The following is a 13,901-nucleotide window of genomic DNA, read 5'->3' as shown; positions in this document are numbered from 1 at the left end:
GCTGGAGGTCGGTCGACCTTCCGAAGGTGAGGCCCGCGCCGGCACACCGTGATCGCTGACGGCCTTACCGACAGGTGGTTCCGGGAGTTGCTCCTGCGGCCCAGCCTTGACCGAACCTCGCCGCCCTCGGCGGGGTTCTCGCAGGCTCGATGCTCACCCTCGGCGTTCACCTGCAGGTGAACCCGACAGCCATCGACCGTGTCTTGATCCGGCCGCTCGGCATGCCCCAGCAGTAACCGCTGCCGTCACGAACAGTGAGGAAGTCCGAGGCTGCGGCCTCACAATGGGTAGTCGTGGTAGCCGATATCAACCGCTGCTTCCGCGCCGGCGGGCCAATCGCGGTCGCCCTGACCTGACGAGGTGGTCATAGGACGCACCAGCTCGCTTCAGGGACGCCTGCAGGCCCTATATGTGGGACCGAAGGTGAGCCCGAAGTGTGCCCAGAGGTTCTATAACCAGCTGATACGCATTGGTACGCATTGGTACGCATTGGTACGCCCGAGCGTGCCACCCTGGGCTGTAGACCCCGGTTCACCTGGACAAACTGGTACTCAGTTAAACTCGTTGGTACGGAGCAGTACTTCGCCGCCTTAGCTCAGTCGGCCAGACGCACTCGAAACCTGTTGCGCAAACGGTTGGCAGAGGGCTTGCCCGATCCGATTCAGTGACAACCGAAGCAACTGCGGCACGGGTTGTCCAATGACGGAGCGGGCGTCCAGCCAGATGCTCGACAAAGCGATCATTACCGGACCTTTGACGGCCCATCAATACCGGTTGCGTTTCGGAGTGACGTACGAGATCTTGGGCACCGGCTGTCCATGGATGTGGCTGGTTGCAAGCCGCTGTAGGAGCCGAACGTTCAGCCGCTCGTCCGGCGGATCTTCCGGTGGAGCACTGGTCGTCTCCGCGCGGGTTTGACCCTCGCGGAGACGATCGGACGGGCATGAGCGCGATCGGGCTCGATCCGGTGGCTGTCGAGTCCGCTACCGGCGGGGCGAGGTTTTCGCTCGCTCGCCGGCCGTGACGGGCAGCGACCGGTTACCCTCCTGGTAGAAGAGGGTCAAGGTGAGCGAGGCGATCCGGCCGTCGCGGAGCTGACCGGAGTAATGGCCGTGTACGGCCCAGATGTCGCCATCCAGCACGTGGAAAGAGCGGACATGGGTGTCGAGCCGACCATCCGCGTCGACGAGCACCGGCCCGGTCAGGTGTTGTGTGGCGTCGAATCCCGGCAGAAGTCCGCGCCACCGTTCGACGAGCTCGTCCGCGGCGAGGGTTTCCGGCTCGCCGCCGAACAGGGAGGTGTAGTCGATGTGGACCTTGTCGGTGAAACACGCCCGGACCGTCGGCCAGTCGACGCTGTCGATGGCGTGCAGCAGGCGGGTGAGCACAGCTCCGTCGTTCATGGGGTGAGTGTCCTTGTGAAGTGGATGGAGGCGGCCTCGGTGGCGAAGTCGACCTGGGCCGGTTGGTCGTAGAAGTCGATCTGACTGCCCGTCGTCCAGGCGAGCTGCACCGGACCGTCGAGGTTCTTGGCGACGCCACGGACGTTTTCGGGAAGCACACAGTCATCGCTGTGGACGAACAGGCTCGGCGTGGCGACCAGAGGCGCCGAGCTGAGCCCGTCGAAGGTCAGCCAGTGCAGCCAGCTGAACTCGGCCATCTCGTTGGTCCAAGCCGGCACCGCGCCGCGCTCGGAGTTCGCGTAGTAATCCATGGGAAGCGCCATCGCGGCTCGGTCGTTGCCAGCGTCGTACGCGGGAACCATCCGCACCGCGCCGGTCTGCCGATAGTCCTCCAGAGCCGCCCGGCCGCGGTCGAGACGGCCCGCGACTCCCTCGGCGCCACCGTAGAACGGCGCGACCGACTCCAGATCGTGGAACCAACCGGCGACGCTCACGAACGAAGAGATCGGCGCGCCGGCGGCGATGGCGGCCAGGCCGTACTGCGCGCTCGCGCACACCGCCAGATGTCCGACCTTCCTCGGGTGCACGAACGAGAGAGTCGACACGTACGCGGCGACGGCTTTGATGTCCGCGATCTTGCGCGTCGGCATCTCGGCCTGCCGCGGCTCGCCTGCGCTCTCGCCGAACCCGGCGAAGTCGAACGTGAAGGCGGTGAAACCACGCGCGGCGAGCGCCCTGGCATACCGGTCGGCCATCTGCTCCTTGACGGTCAACCAGGACCCGGTGACGATCACGGCCGGCTGCCGGACGAACAGGTCGTCGGACTCGCGATATACGCGTCCGGACAGCGAGACGCCGCCGTCGACGATCAGAAAGGGATTGATACTCACCCGGCCACGATCACACGGCCGGCCCAACCGGGGAGGGTCGAATCTTGCGGAGTTCTCCCGGCAGCACACCCAACTGCCGGCGAAACAGCTGGCGGAAATGCCGGACGTTGGACAGGCCGACCTCGTGCGCGATCTCCGCGACACTCATCGACGAGCCCAGCAGCAGCGCCCTGGCCCGATCGACCCGCCGCGCGGTGACGAACTGGTGCGGCGCCATCCCCGTCGTGGCCTTGAACCCGCGGGCGAAGTGGTACGGACTGAGCGCGGCCACCGCCGCGAGTGCGTCCAACGTCAACTGGCCACCGAGTCGCGCGTCGACGTACTCCGCGACCCGGTCGACGGTCTTGGCGTCCAGCCGCCCCACCCGCTGCCGGTCCTGCCGTATGCCGGCGTACCGCTCGAGCAGGTGGCCGGCCAACCGGTGCGCGACGGTGCTCGCCGCCATGTCGCTCATCGGCGTACCGGTCAGATGCGCACGACGCAGGATCGACGCGGCGGCCAGCACCGTGGCGTCGTCGGCCGCCATCGCCGGCGCGATCGCGTCGCCGCTTCCGCCCATCGACCGAAGCAGCACATCGCTCGGATAGATCTCCAACGCCTCGGCGGTCTCGCCTATCTCCGTCCAGATGATCTCCTCCGAGCCGGTCACGAACACGGCTCCGGCGCGGATGTCGGCCGTCGACGACCGGCCCGGCAACCCGAAGACGGCGCCACGGTGCGCGGTGAACGACACGCCGACCTGGTGTGGCTTCGTACGCGTCACGGAGCCGGCCGGCGGCAACCAGTTGTATTCCGACCGCATCCCCGGCCAATCGCACACCTGGGTCCTTGGCCGACCGAAGTCGGACCGGGCCGGGTCCGTCCCGCGAGCTGACATGATCACCATTCTCGCTGATCACGCCCGGTAGGCCGGCGAAGACTCCGTTGTCACGCAGGTCGCGATGTCGCGGCGTCGAATGTCACGAAACAGCTCCGAAATCGGACATTCCCTGGCCGTTTCGTCACATTCGTCGGAGCCTTTACAACGCCAGCAAATCCGAATTAGCACTCAAACTTGACATGATCATTCAAGAAGATCGACGCACTCGGCGCAGGCGTCAGACGGCGGCGGCCATCCTTGATGCCGCTGAACGGTTGTTCGCTGAGCGCGGCTACGCGAAGACCACGATGAGCGAGGTCGCGGACCACTGCGATATCGCCGTGGGCTCCCTTTATACGCATTTCCCAAGCAAAGACGCGCTGCACGCGGCGGTGATCGACCGCGCGATCGCCGACGACCAGGCAGGCGTCGAGCAGTCCGGCGATCCATCTGCCGAGCAGCGCGCAGTCGTACGGCAGATCTCCAGAGGTGACCTGCCATTAGGAATTCTGGGGCGCAGCAGATCGTACGCACTTCTTGTGGCTCAACGCCAGGGTGGTGGACTGGTGGCCGCGACAAATGGCGATGAACTTCACTCGATTGAACAGGATGCGGCTTCTCTCGCTATCGGTGGCCCCGTTGTAATGGAGGCAAGTAGCCCTGTATCTCTCAGAGGAAATCATTGCTCTTGAGGACCTGAAGGGGCAATTCGAATCGTTGCTTTTCCCGCTTGTGTCGCGAAACGATGTCTGGAGAGCCACTATCGATGCGCGTTCGCTGACTGGCTCTGCGGGCCGGCTCGAATGAGATGCCGACAATCAAGCGTGGCAGTATGTACCGACGCCACCGCGCGTGTCAGCCGAGGTCTTCGATCGTTCGACCCCGAATCGATACGGCCGCAGGCGCAACAACAATCGTGGCCGTGGATCAACTTCCCGACTTTCCCGACTTCGACATTCAGCTGGACGGCGCATGGCTCGCTCCGATCCAGCTCGCCAAAGACCGCGACGTCCCTCTCTGGTCCGACGATGTCGGACTACGCATGCTCGCCCGTCATCTTGGCGTTCGCACGTTCGGAACTCCTGCTCTTTTCGATCAGATCATGTCAGAACGCATCGAGATTTCCGCAGATGACCATCAAATCAAGTCGATAGCCGAACACCATCGTCAACATCCTGCGGGATCCTGCCAACAACCACCGGAGTACGACCTCGACGTCTCACTGTGTGTAATCGGCGACGGTTACAAAGATCGTCACGCTGCGTATAGCAGAGACTAGGAACCGTGCCGCGAGACAGCGAGACAACCGCACGTCCCAGAACCGCAGGATTTCCGATCCGAAACGACGACAACAAACGAGGTGGTCCGTTCCGTTTGTGCGCCCGAAGTGTGCCCAGAGGTTCTATAACCAGGCGATACGCGTTGGTACGCATTGGTACGGCTGAGCGAGCCACCCCGAGCCGCAGACCCCGGTTCACCTGGACAAACTGGTACTCCGTTACACTCGCTGGCACGGGCTAGTACCGTGCCGCCTTAGCTCAGTCGGCCAGAGCGACGCACTCGTAATGCGTAGGTCCGGGGTTCGATTCCCCGAGGCGGCTCCACGACGTGACCAGGCCATTCTCAAGATCATGAGGTGGCCTGCTGCGGGGTCGGCGCTATGCCGAGCCGCGCCGGTCGCGCGGCGATCATGCGCTAGGCGGCCGTCCAGCGCTCCAGCTCGGTCAGGATGTTCGAGACCTCGCGGTGCAGCGCGTCGGTGATCGCGGCGGGCGACTCGCCGTCGCGGATGCGCCGGCCCGACTCACGGATGACGATCTGGAAGACGCCGGCCAGCGCGATGCCTTGCAGCCGCGCGATTTCCGGCGCGATCGGCGTCGTGTCGCTGATGGCGGCGGCCAGCGCGGTGGCCAGGCGGTCGGTCAGCTCCAGAGCCAGCCGGTTGACCGTCGGGCTGATGGCGGCCAGATAACCGAGAGTGCCGCGCGCGGCCTCCGCCGGCAGGCCGTGCGTGTCCAACACCGTCTGCTGCAGGACGAAGTCGCGGATCGCCGCCGCCGGACTGGTCCCCGCCGGCCGCGTACGGATCAGCTCGCTCAACCGGTCCTGAATCTGCTGCTCACGGTCGGTGACCAGCTGTTCCTTGCTGGGGAAGTAGTTGTAGAGCGTCTGCTCGGCCACCTCCGCCGCGCGCGCGATCTCACTGACCGTCACCGCCTCGTAGCCGCGCTCGGCGAACAGCCGAGCCGCCGTGTCAGCGATGTGCCGGTGCGTACGCGCCTTCTTGAGGTCACGGAGTCGAGCCACGCCGGAAGTGTACCAAGCCACAAACTTGGAGCTGACTCTAAAAATGGCGTACGCTCCATGGCATGACACTCATGAAGGCAGCACGGTTCAGCAGGTTCGGCGGTCCGGAGGTCCTGGAGATCGTGGAGCTTCCGGAGCCGCGTCCGGGTCCCGGCCAGGTCCGCGTCGCGGTCAGAGCGGCCGGCGTCAACGCGAGCGACTGGAAGAAGCGGCAGGGTCTGATGGACCAGCAGCTGCCGCAGACCATGGGGCACGAGGCGGCCGGCGTCGTCGACGAGCTCGGCGACGGCGTGACGGACGTACGCGTCGGCGATCGCGTGTTCGGCTTCGACACCACCGGCGCCGCGCAGGCCGAGCTGGCGGTGTTGGCCTGGTATGCGCCGATCCCGCCCTCGCTCGACTTCGCCGCGGCCGCCGCGCTGCCGGTCGCGGTCGAGACGGCCGCGCGTGCGCTCGACCAGCTCGGGGTCCAGAGCGGCAGCACGTTGCTCGTCAACGGGGCTTCGGGCAGCATCGGCCGCGCCGCGGTCCAGATCGCGGTGTCACGAGGCGTACGCGTGATCGGCACCTGCGGTCCGGCCAGCCATGACGCGGTCCGGTCTCTCGGCGCCGAACCGGTCGCGTACGGAGACGGCATGGCCGACCGCGTACGCGCGATCGCATCCGTCGACCACGCGCTTGATGTCGCCGGCAACGGCGTCCTGCCCGAGCTCATCGAGCTCACCGGAGACGCACGACGCGTCATCACGATCGCCGACTTCGATGGCGCACAACAGCATGGCGTACGTTTCAGCAAAGGCGACGAAGGCCGCGCGCTCTACTCACTCAAGCTGATCGAGCCCTGCGGCTGGTCGATCCCGGTCGGAAAGACATTTCCGCTGGCCGAGGTCGCGGAGGCACACCGCGCCGGCGAAAGCGGGCAGGTGCGCGGAAAACTCGTCATCCTGGTCGGTGACCGATGAACCGCTGGGTGGCCCTGATCGTCCTGAGCCTGGCGCAGCTGATGGTCGTCCTCGACTCGACCATCGTCAACATCGCGCTGCCCTCGGCGCAACACGATCTGCGCTTTTCCATTGACGACAGGCAATGGATCGTGACCGGCTATGCGCTCGCGTTTGGCAGCCTGCTGCTCCTCGGCGGCCGGCTCTCGGATTTCTTCGGCCGCAGGCGGATGTTTCTCGCCGGCGTCACCGGATTTGCCATAGCATCGGCGATCGGTGGCGCGGCTGGCGATTTCGCGCTGCTGCTCATCGCGCGGGTCGCTCAAGGTGCCTTCGGCGCGCTGCTCGCACCAGCGGCGTTGTCTTTGGTGTCGGTGACATTCGCCGACGACGCGCGTGAACGCGGCCGCGCTTTCGGCATCTTCGGTGCGGTGTCTGGTGCCGGTGGCGCGCTCGGACTTTTGCTCGGCGGCGTACTCACACAGCATCTGTCGTGGCGATGGTGCCTGTACGTCAACATCATCATCGCCGCGGTCGCGTTTTTCGGTGCGCTGGCGGTGCTTCGCGACGGCGCCCAGCCGCGGCGCGTACGGTTTGACCTCGCCGGCACGGTCACTGCGGTGCTCGGCCTGGTCGGCATCGTTTATGGCCTCGGCAACGCCGAAACGCACGGCTGGCAGAGCATCGGCGTGCTCGGCCCGGTGGTCGCGGGTGTGGTGCTCATTGCGGTTTTCGTGCTGATCCAACGCCGCGTCAGCCATCCGCTGCTGCCGCTCGGCGTGATCCTGGATCGCGTACGCGGCACGGCATATCTCTCGGTCGGCATCTCCGGCACCGGCATGTTCGCGGTTTTCCTGTTTCTCACCTACTATCTGCAGGACACGCTCGGATTCACCCCGATCCAGGCCGGCGCGGCCTTCCTGCCGATGATCGGCCTGGTGATGGCCGGCGCGGTCTTCTCCGGATCGGTGCTGCTGCCGCGGACCGGACCGCGGCCGCTCGTCCCGATCGGATGTGTGCTCGCCGCGATCGGCATGGCGATGCTGACCGGAATCGGTGCCACCTCCAGCTATGTCAGCGCGGTCCTGCCGGCGCTGCTGGTCACCGGTGTCGGATTCGGACTGATTTTCGGTCCAGTGCAAAACGCCGCGACCAGTGGTGTCGAGCCGGACGAGGCCGGAGTGGCCTCCGCCATGGTCAACACCGCGCAACAAATCGGCGGATCCGTCGGCACGGCCGTGTTCAGCTCGCTCGCCACGACGTTCGCCGGAGCGACTCTTGCCAGCTATCACGTGGTTTTCTGGACCGCCGCCGGCGTTTTCGCGGCCACAGCTGTATTGGCCGCCCTCCTCTTTCGCAACGGCCCGCTGCAACCGGCGGCCACCTATCTGGAGCTGGCATGATTCACCTGCCGCACGACCACGTCATGATCCTCGGCGCGCTCGACCTCGAACGCACGCCGACCGGCGTACGGCCGCGCCGGCTGCCGGCCTGGACGCGGCCGCGACTGTGTGACCGTTTGATGGATCTGGTGGTCGCGCAGGCGGCCGGGGTCCGGCTGCGGCTGCGTACGGCGGCACGGTCGTTGGCGCTCGGCGCGCACGTCACCCTGCCGGTCATGCCAGACGGTCAGCAGCCGGCGATGTTCGACCTTGCCGTGGACGGCAACATCCTCGCTCGCGTCCCGGCCACGGAGATCGTCCGTTTCGACGATCTGCCGGCCGGCGAGAAGGATGTCGAGATTTGGTTGCCACACAACGCGATTGTCGAGCTGCGTACGGTCGACGCCGATGCGCCGCTGCTCGCACCGACTCCACCGACTGGCCTGGCGTGGCTGCATTACGGCTCATCGATCAGCCATGGTCTGGAGGCACCGGCGCCGACCCTGACCTGGCCGGCGATCGCCGCACTGACGACCGGCGCGGCGTTGACCAACCTCGGTTTTGCCGGCAGCGCCATGCTCGATCCGGAGGTCGCGCGGGCCATCCGCGACACGCCGGCCGACCTGGTGACACTGAAGGTCGGCATCAACATCGTCGGCGAAGCGGCGATGCGCGAGCGCACTTTTGTGCCGGCGCTGCACGGATTTCTGGACACGATCCGCGACGGGCATCCGCACACGCCGGTCATCGTCGTCTCGCCGACCCCGTTTTCCGAGCTGGAGAACACCTCCGGTCCGACGGTGCTCGATCCGGAAACCGGCCGCCGACACGCGGCCGGCACGAATGGCGATGGGGCGTTGACATTGACGAGCGTACGCACGCTCATCGCTGGGATTGTCGATCTCCGCGCGGACTCAGCACTGCACTATCTCGACGGGCGTGAGCTGCTGAGCGCGGAAGAGGCGGAGGCGCTGCCGGACGGCATCCATCCTGACCCGGCCGCGCACGTACGCATGGGAAAACGAGCCGCTCGGCTCATTCGAGAGCGGCTCGGACGATCGCTTTGGCGTCCGGATGACGAAAATCGAAGCCGGCCTGGTGGAGCCGGCGTGGCATGACCCGCAGGCTGCCGAACACCTCGTCGGCCATCTTTCCCAACATCACCCGCAAAACCGGTGCCGGCAGCCGGACGCGTACGCGTGCGCCGGTCGCCGCCGCCAGCACGCGCATCAGCTCACGGTTGGGCGGTGGCTCCGGCGCCGAGATGTTGTACGGTCCGGACGCATCCGCATTCGTTGCCAGGAAACGGATCGCGCGGATCGCGTCGGTCAGCGACAGGCAACTCCAGCGCTCGTTTCCCGACCAGAAACACGGACTCACGCCGAGCCGGTTGAGCCGCAGCAGCGGCGGCAGCAGGCCACCGTGGCGGCTCATCACCAGGCCGGTTCGCAGGAAACACGTGCGTACGCCGGCCGCCTCGCCGACGACCTCCCACTCGCGCGCGATCGTCGTCAGCAAGCCAACATCGCCTGGCGTGCTGTCCTCGGTGAGCGGCTCGTCGCCGCGGTCGATGCCATAGAACCTGATGCCTGACATGGAAAGCAGCACACCTGGTGGCGGGTCGGCGGCGGCCGCGGAGGCGGCGATCGTACGCGCGGCAACAAGCCGGCTGGAGCGCAGTTTCTCGCGATAGTCACGAGTCCAGCGATGGTCGCCGATGCCGGCGCCGGCCAGGTTGATCACCACGTCGGCGCCGGCGACCAGCGCGGGATCAGGTGTCGCCGGATCCCACCGCAGCTCGCCCGGACCTGCCGGCGGCCGGCGGACCAGCCGGGTGACCGTGTCACCGTCACGTTCATACGCATGACGCAGAGCGGTGCCGATCAACCCGCTCGACCCGGCAATGACGACCCGCATTGCCCTATCTCACCACGAAACGGCCGATCAGGCCGACCGCGAACATCGCCAGACCCGCGACGACCGACTGCCACGGCAGCGCAGCGACCAGCACGAGGCAACCGATCAGGCCAAAGACGTTGAGAGCGCGCGGCCAACGCCGCTGCTCGGCCGGCTGCGTGTATGCGGCGGTGTTGGCGATCGCGTAATAGATCAGCACGCCAAACGACGAAAACCCAATGACACCACGTAAATCTCCAGCCAGCACGAGGACGCTCACGACGATCGCGAGCGCGATCTCCGCGTGATGCGGCACGCGATGGCGTGGATGTACGGCCGCCAGCCAACCTGGCAGGTCGCGGTTTCGCGCCATCGCCAGCGTTGTGCGGCCAATGCCGGCGATCAGGGCGAGCAGCGCGCCCAAAGCAGCGAAAGCGGCGCCGGCGCGTACGACCGGCGACAACACAACGCCGACCGCGGTCGCCAGCGGCGCGGGTGAGGCCGCGAGCCGGTCCGGTCCGATGGCCAGCAGAGCCGCGACCGCGACGACCAGGTAAATGACGACCGTGATCGCCAGCGCGACCGGGATGGCGCGAGGGATCGTACGCTCCGGATCGCGCACCTCCTCACCCATCGTCGCGATGCGCGCGTATCCGGCGAACGCAAAGAAAATCAGGCCGGCTGCCTGCAAAACGCCGTACGGTCCACCAACCCCGAGCGATCCGAGATTGGCCGCACTCGGTTGACCGCTCACCGCGATGCCGATCACCACGACCGCCAGCGCGATCACGCTGATCGCCACCAAAACCCGCGTCACCAGCGCTGTTTTGGTGACACCGCGGTAATTCAGCGCCGCCAGGCCGACGACGGCGACGACCGCGACCAGCCGCTGCAGCCACCACGGGCCGGGGACCGCGTACGTGGCGAAGGTCAGCGCCATCGCCGCGCAGGACGCGGTTTTTCCTACGACAAAACCCCATCCGGCGGTGAAGCCCCACCAGTCGCCGAGGCGCTCGCGGCCATAGACATAGGTGCCGCCGGAGGTCGGATAGGCGGCCGCCAGCTGCGCGGAGGCGGTGGCGTTGCAATATGCGATCACGGCGGCGATCGCCAGGCCGATCAGCAGGCCGGTGCCGGCCGCCCGCGCCGCCGGACCGAAGGCCGCGAAGACGCCGGCGCCGATCATCGACCCCAGGCCGATCACCACGGCGTCGCCGAGACCGAGCCGCCGAGCCAGCGTCGTCACCGGCACCTCCATCAATCTGTTTTGATGTATCCTGCTCAAGGTGACGGCGTACGGTCAAGCGGCCCCGGAGTTTGTGCAGCTCAGCGCACATCCGCTGCGGTGGCGGCTGCTGACCGAGCTGGCCGTCGGTGACCGCCGGGTCCGCGAGCTGGTGGACAGCGTCGGTGAGCGGCAGAGCCTGATCTCATACCATCTGCGGCTGTTACGCGACGGCGGACTGGTGACCGCGCGGCGCAGCAGCTTCGACGGCAGAGACAGCTATTACCACCTGGATCTCGACCGCTGCGCCGGCCTGCTCACCGCGACCGGACCAGCGTTGCATCCGGCGCTCCAGCTCACGCCGTCGCCGCCACCGGTGCTGGCCCGTACGGTCTCTGTTTTGTTTTCGTGCACCGGAAACAGCGGCCGGTCGCCGATCGCCGAAGCCCTGTTACGCCAAGCGACCGACCATGTCGACGTGACGAGCGCCGGCAGCAATCCGAAACCGCAGGTGCATCCGCATGCGGTGCGTCTGCTGCGCGACGACTTCGGCATCGACATCGGCGACCAGCGGCCGCGGCATCTCGATGCGCTGGCAGATCACCGTTTCGACTTCGTCGTCACGCTGTGCGACAAGGTGCGTGAGGTCTGTCCGGACTTCCCCGGCCATCCGCGCCACCTCCACTGGAGCATGCCGGACCCGGCCGGGGAGGGGACGTACGCGGCCTATCGGCGGACCGCCGCGGACATCCAGACGCGTGTCCGGCACCTCATCCCCGTCCTCGCCAAGGAGGCGACATCATGACATCCGACCAGGTCGCGAGCGTTCGCTACATCGTCGACGACGTGCCAGCCGCGGTCGACTTCTACACCACGCACCTCGGCTTCGCGCCGCCGGAGATCTCCGCGCCGGCGTTCGCCGCGGTGACCCGCGGGCCGCTGCGACTGCTGCTGGCCGGTCCGGGAAGCTCCGGAGCCAAAGCCACGCCCGAGACGTACGCCGACGCCGGGCGTAACCGGATCAACCTCGCCACCGACGACCTCGACGCGGAGATCGACCGGCTGCGCGCCGCCGGCGTCGACTTCGTCTCCGACGTGGTGTCCGGTCCTGGCGGCCGGCAGATCCTGGTCGCCGACCCGGCCGGCAACCTCGTCGAGCTGTTCGAGCCGCGCCAGGGCTGACCAACGGCGTACCCTCTGGACAACGGCGTTGACCTGGGGGGACGTGCACGATGGCAAGGCGGCAGGCGGATCCGCGTGGCATACCGGACGCGGTGGAGCCGATGCTCGCGACACCGGCGACGGCTGAGCTGAAGCAGGCCATGCCGGCCAGTGCGCGGTGGAGCTATGAGTTCAAGTCGGACGGCTATCGCGCGATCATGCGGCTGTCGCCGACCGGTGAGATGGCGCTGAACAGCCGCAATCTCAACGATTTCACCGCCGCCTATCCCGAGCTCGACGGCGCCGTCGGTCCGGCGTACGGCGGCCAGACGTGCGTACTCGACGGCGAGATCGTCGGCCTGGACGCCAACGGCCGGCCAGACTTCATGCTGCTGCAGAACCACGGCACCGGCCGCACCAAGGTCAGCTATTTCGTCTTCGACATCCTGCGGCTCGGCGACCGCTCGCTGCTCGACCAGCCGTACGCGGAACGCCGTAAGCTGCTGGAAAAACTGGAGCCGGCCAACCCGCGACGGATCGCCGTGCCGCCGTCGTACGACCATGCCGCGCTGTCGGACGCCGGCCTGACACCGCAGGGTCTGCTGGATGTCGCTCGCGAGCAGCGGTTGGAGGGTGTGGTCGGGAAAATCAGCGACTCGGCGTATGTGCCTGGCCGGCGCAGCAAGGAATGGCTGAAGTTTCCGCTGACGCAGACGCAGGAGGTCATCGTGGGTGGCTGGCGGTCGGGACAGGGGCGCCGAGCCGGCACGATCGGCGCGCTGCTGCTCGGTGCGCACCACCCGGACACCGGTGACCTGCTCTATGTCGGCGATGTCGGCACCGGCTTTTCGGACCGCGTTTTACTTGAGTTACAAGGAAAACTCGAAGCGATCAGCCGTAGGACGGCGCCGTTTGCCAACGAGGTGCCGCGCGACCGGGCCAAGGACGCGCGGTGGGTCCGGCCCTCGATCGTCGGCGAGGTCGAATATCGCCAGTTCACCTCCGACGGCCGGTTGCGGCACACCGCGTGGCGCGGTCTGCGTCCCGACCGCCGACCGTCGGAGGTCACGGCGCCGATCTCCTAGCTACTGCGCTTGCACAGCATGGCGACGCCGATGCACAGCATCCAGATCATGAGCACGCCACCCATCGACGCGGTGGTCCCCCAGCCGTTTGCCGCGTAGAAGTTGGACGGGTCGTTGCCGAAGTAGAACGACGGCACGAAAAACAGGTTGATGCCGGCCAGGACGTACGCGGAGATGCTGGCCCAGCGCGGCAGCAGAGCGAGCCTGGAGACCGCGACGCCAAAGCCGATCAGAAAAAGTGCCTCGATCAGCCGCGTGCTCGAGCCGTACAGGATGGAGATGCCGCTGGCCGCGATGGTCGGGTCGATCGGCTGCGGCGCGGCGATCACCGCACCGGTCTCAAGCCCGGTGGACACCAATTCGACGACGACCCACATGATGCCGGCGACCGGTGCCAGCAGGCCGGCGAAACCGGCCTTGGACAGCAGCGGCCGCAGGCTCACCATGAAGACGGCCAGGCTGGTCATGCTGGCCAGGCCGAGGAAGCCGAACAGGCTGCGGGTCAGCACCTTCGAGTCCGGCGTCGGCGCGGAGTAGGCGACGTACAGCGGCAGCTCGCTGAGGACGAGCACCGCGGCGGCGAGACCAGTCAGGCCGGCGAGCCGTCGCAGGTTGTGCTCGGTGAGGTCCTGCCGGTGTTCGGCGCGCGGTCGCGCCGGACTGGCGATGGCCATGGGGATAGGTCCTTCCAACAAAATATGCTAACGAAACTTCTGTAGCGTTACACCGGAGTACGATAGCCAGGTCCCATC

Annotated in this window: 15 protein-coding genes and 1 tRNA gene; 9 read left to right on the top strand and 7 right to left on the bottom strand. The window is 66.9% G+C overall.

Translation table 11 applies throughout. The features are described 5' to 3' along the window. Nucleotides 1-983: 983 nt before the first annotated feature. From GNX95_RS15760 to GNX95_RS15750, 3 genes are read right to left on the bottom strand one after another with little or no spacing between them, the layout of a single operon-like run. Nucleotides 984-1,403 carry a nuclear transport factor 2 family protein gene (locus GNX95_RS15760; protein ID WP_163508179.1) on the bottom strand — a complete coding sequence of 140 codons (420 nt, stop codon included), beginning with the start codon at nt 1,401-1,403 and terminating at the stop codon, nt 984-986. Next, nucleotides 1,400-2,293 (bottom strand): alpha/beta hydrolase, encoded by an 894-nt coding sequence (locus tag GNX95_RS15755; protein ID WP_163508178.1) that lies wholly within the window; start codon nt 2,291-2,293, stop codon nt 1,400-1,402. The genes GNX95_RS15760 and GNX95_RS15755 overlap by 4 nt, the downstream gene beginning before the upstream one ends. Nucleotides 2,294-2,303: 10 nt before the next feature. Continuing rightward, nucleotides 2,304-3,113: a helix-turn-helix transcriptional regulator gene (locus GNX95_RS15750; RefSeq protein ID WP_163508177.1), complete on the bottom strand. Its 810-nt coding sequence runs from the start codon at nt 3,111-3,113 to the stop codon at nt 2,304-2,306. A 239-nt stretch (nt 3,114-3,352) separates the two neighbouring features. On the opposite strand from GNX95_RS15750, the gene GNX95_RS15745 reads away from it, so the two are divergent. The 3 genes from GNX95_RS15745 to GNX95_RS15735 all read left to right on the top strand — a co-directional run bounded on the left by GNX95_RS15745 (nt 3,353) and on the right by GNX95_RS15735 (nt 4,756). Next, complete coding sequence (locus GNX95_RS15745) at nt 3,353-3,844, top strand: TetR/AcrR family transcriptional regulator (RefSeq protein ID WP_163508176.1); 492 nt, start codon at nt 3,353-3,355, stop codon at nt 3,842-3,844. Between the two features lie 230 nt (nt 3,845-4,074). Continuing rightward, on the top strand, nt 4,075-4,431 hold the full coding sequence (locus GNX95_RS15740) for a hypothetical protein (protein WP_163508175.1): 357 nt from the start codon (nt 4,075-4,077) through the stop codon (nt 4,429-4,431). Nucleotides 4,432-4,679: 248 nt separating this feature from the next. After that, nucleotides 4,680-4,756 (top strand) — tRNA-Thr (locus tag GNX95_RS15735). Nucleotides 4,757-4,847: 91 nt separating this feature from the next. On the opposite strand, the gene GNX95_RS15730 is transcribed toward GNX95_RS15735, so the two are convergent. Next, nucleotides 4,848-5,459 (bottom strand): TetR/AcrR family transcriptional regulator, encoded by a 612-nt coding sequence (locus GNX95_RS15730; protein WP_163508174.1) that lies wholly within the window; start codon nt 5,457-5,459, stop codon nt 4,848-4,850. Nucleotides 5,460-5,530: 71 nt separating this feature from the next. On the opposite strand from GNX95_RS15730, the gene GNX95_RS15725 reads away from it, so the two are divergent. Genes GNX95_RS15725 through GNX95_RS15715 form a run of 3 tightly spaced genes read left to right on the top strand, consistent with a single transcriptional unit; the run spans nt 5,531 to nt 8,900 of the window. Further along, nucleotides 5,531-6,421, top strand: coding sequence for an alcohol dehydrogenase catalytic domain-containing protein (locus GNX95_RS15725; RefSeq protein WP_163510054.1), 891 nt, complete (start codon nt 5,531-5,533; stop codon nt 6,419-6,421). Next, complete coding sequence (locus tag GNX95_RS15720; protein ID WP_163508173.1) at nt 6,418-7,803, top strand: DHA2 family efflux MFS transporter permease subunit; 1,386 nt, start codon at nt 6,418-6,420, stop codon at nt 7,801-7,803. The genes GNX95_RS15725 and GNX95_RS15720 overlap by 4 nt, the downstream gene beginning before the upstream one ends. Then, on the top strand, nt 7,800-8,900 hold the full coding sequence (locus tag GNX95_RS15715; protein WP_163508172.1) for an SGNH/GDSL hydrolase family protein: 1,101 nt from the start codon (nt 7,800-7,802) through the stop codon (nt 8,898-8,900). The genes GNX95_RS15720 and GNX95_RS15715 overlap by 4 nt, the downstream gene beginning before the upstream one ends. On the opposite strand, the gene GNX95_RS15710 is transcribed toward GNX95_RS15715, so the two are convergent. Both GNX95_RS15710 and GNX95_RS15705 read right to left on the bottom strand, forming a co-directional pair. Next, the gene (locus tag GNX95_RS15710; RefSeq protein ID WP_163508171.1) at nt 8,818-9,699 is read right to left on the bottom strand and encodes a TIGR01777 family oxidoreductase; all 882 of its coding nucleotides are present in this window, start codon (nt 9,697-9,699) and stop codon (nt 8,818-8,820) included. The genes GNX95_RS15715 and GNX95_RS15710 overlap by 83 nt on opposite strands. Nucleotides 9,700-9,703: 4 nt before the next feature. Then, nucleotides 9,704-10,936, bottom strand: a complete 1,233-nt coding sequence (locus GNX95_RS15705) for an APC family permease (RefSeq protein WP_163508170.1) — start codon at nt 10,934-10,936, stop codon at nt 9,704-9,706. A gap of 28 nt (nt 10,937-10,964) precedes the next feature. On the opposite strand from GNX95_RS15705, the gene GNX95_RS15700 reads away from it, so the two are divergent. From GNX95_RS15700 to ligD, 3 genes are read left to right on the top strand one after another with little or no spacing between them, the layout of a single operon-like run. Then, on the top strand, nt 10,965-11,708 hold the full coding sequence (locus GNX95_RS15700) for an arsenate reductase/protein-tyrosine-phosphatase family protein (protein ID WP_163508169.1): 744 nt from the start codon (nt 10,965-10,967) through the stop codon (nt 11,706-11,708). Further along, entirely contained in the window at nt 11,705-12,085 is a 381-nt protein-coding gene (locus GNX95_RS15695) for a VOC family protein (protein WP_425483899.1), read from the top strand. The genes GNX95_RS15700 and GNX95_RS15695 overlap by 4 nt, the downstream gene beginning before the upstream one ends. 50 nt (nt 12,086-12,135) lie before the next feature. Continuing rightward, a complete protein-coding gene (ligD, locus tag GNX95_RS15690) occupies nt 12,136-13,149 on the top strand; it encodes a non-homologous end-joining DNA ligase (RefSeq protein WP_163508168.1) in 1,014 nt (337 codons plus the stop codon). Here the strand turns inward: ligD and GNX95_RS15685 are convergent. Next, nucleotides 13,146-13,823 carry a hypothetical protein gene (locus GNX95_RS15685; RefSeq protein WP_163508167.1) on the bottom strand — a complete coding sequence of 226 codons (678 nt, stop codon included), beginning with the start codon at nt 13,821-13,823 and terminating at the stop codon, nt 13,146-13,148. The genes ligD and GNX95_RS15685 overlap by 4 nt on opposite strands. Nucleotides 13,824-13,901: the final 78 nt, after the last annotated feature.

Source organism: Fodinicola acaciae (genome assembly GCF_010993745.1).
Lineage (GTDB): Bacteria > Actinomycetota > Actinomycetes > Mycobacteriales > HKI-0501 > Fodinicola > Fodinicola acaciae.
This window is presented reverse-complemented; position numbering and strand designations above follow the sequence as displayed.

Bases quoted from the DNA above. Each gene is read 5' to 3' on its own strand.
- GNX95_RS15725 (WP_163510054.1), top strand. From the start codon at position 5,531: ATGAAGGCAGCACGGTTCAGCAGGTTCGGCGGTCCGGAGGTCCTGGAG.
- GNX95_RS15720 (WP_163508173.1), top strand. From the start codon at position 6,418: ATGAACCGCTGGGTGGCCCTGATCGTCCTGAGCCTGGCGCAGCTGATG.
- GNX95_RS15715 (WP_163508172.1), top strand. From the start codon at position 7,800: ATGATTCACCTGCCGCACGACCACGTCATGATCCTCGGCGCGCTCGAC.
- GNX95_RS15710 (WP_163508171.1), bottom strand. From the start codon at position 9,699: ATGCGGGTCGTCATTGCCGGGTCGAGCGGGTTGATCGGCACCGCTCTG.
- GNX95_RS15695 (WP_425483899.1), top strand. From the start codon at position 11,705: ATGACATCCGACCAGGTCGCGAGCGTTCGCTACATCGTCGACGACGTG.
- GNX95_RS15705 (WP_163508170.1), bottom strand. From the start codon at position 10,936: ATGGAGGTGCCGGTGACGACGCTGGCTCGGCGGCTCGGTCTCGGCGAC.
- GNX95_RS15745 (WP_163508176.1), top strand. From the start codon at position 3,353: ATGATCATTCAAGAAGATCGACGCACTCGGCGCAGGCGTCAGACGGCG.
- GNX95_RS15760 (WP_163508179.1), bottom strand. From the start codon at position 1,403: ATGAACGACGGAGCTGTGCTCACCCGCCTGCTGCACGCCATCGACAGC.
- GNX95_RS15685 (WP_163508167.1), bottom strand. From the start codon at position 13,823: ATGGCCATCGCCAGTCCGGCGCGACCGCGCGCCGAACACCGGCAGGAC.
- ligD (WP_163508168.1), top strand. From the start codon at position 12,136: ATGGCAAGGCGGCAGGCGGATCCGCGTGGCATACCGGACGCGGTGGAG.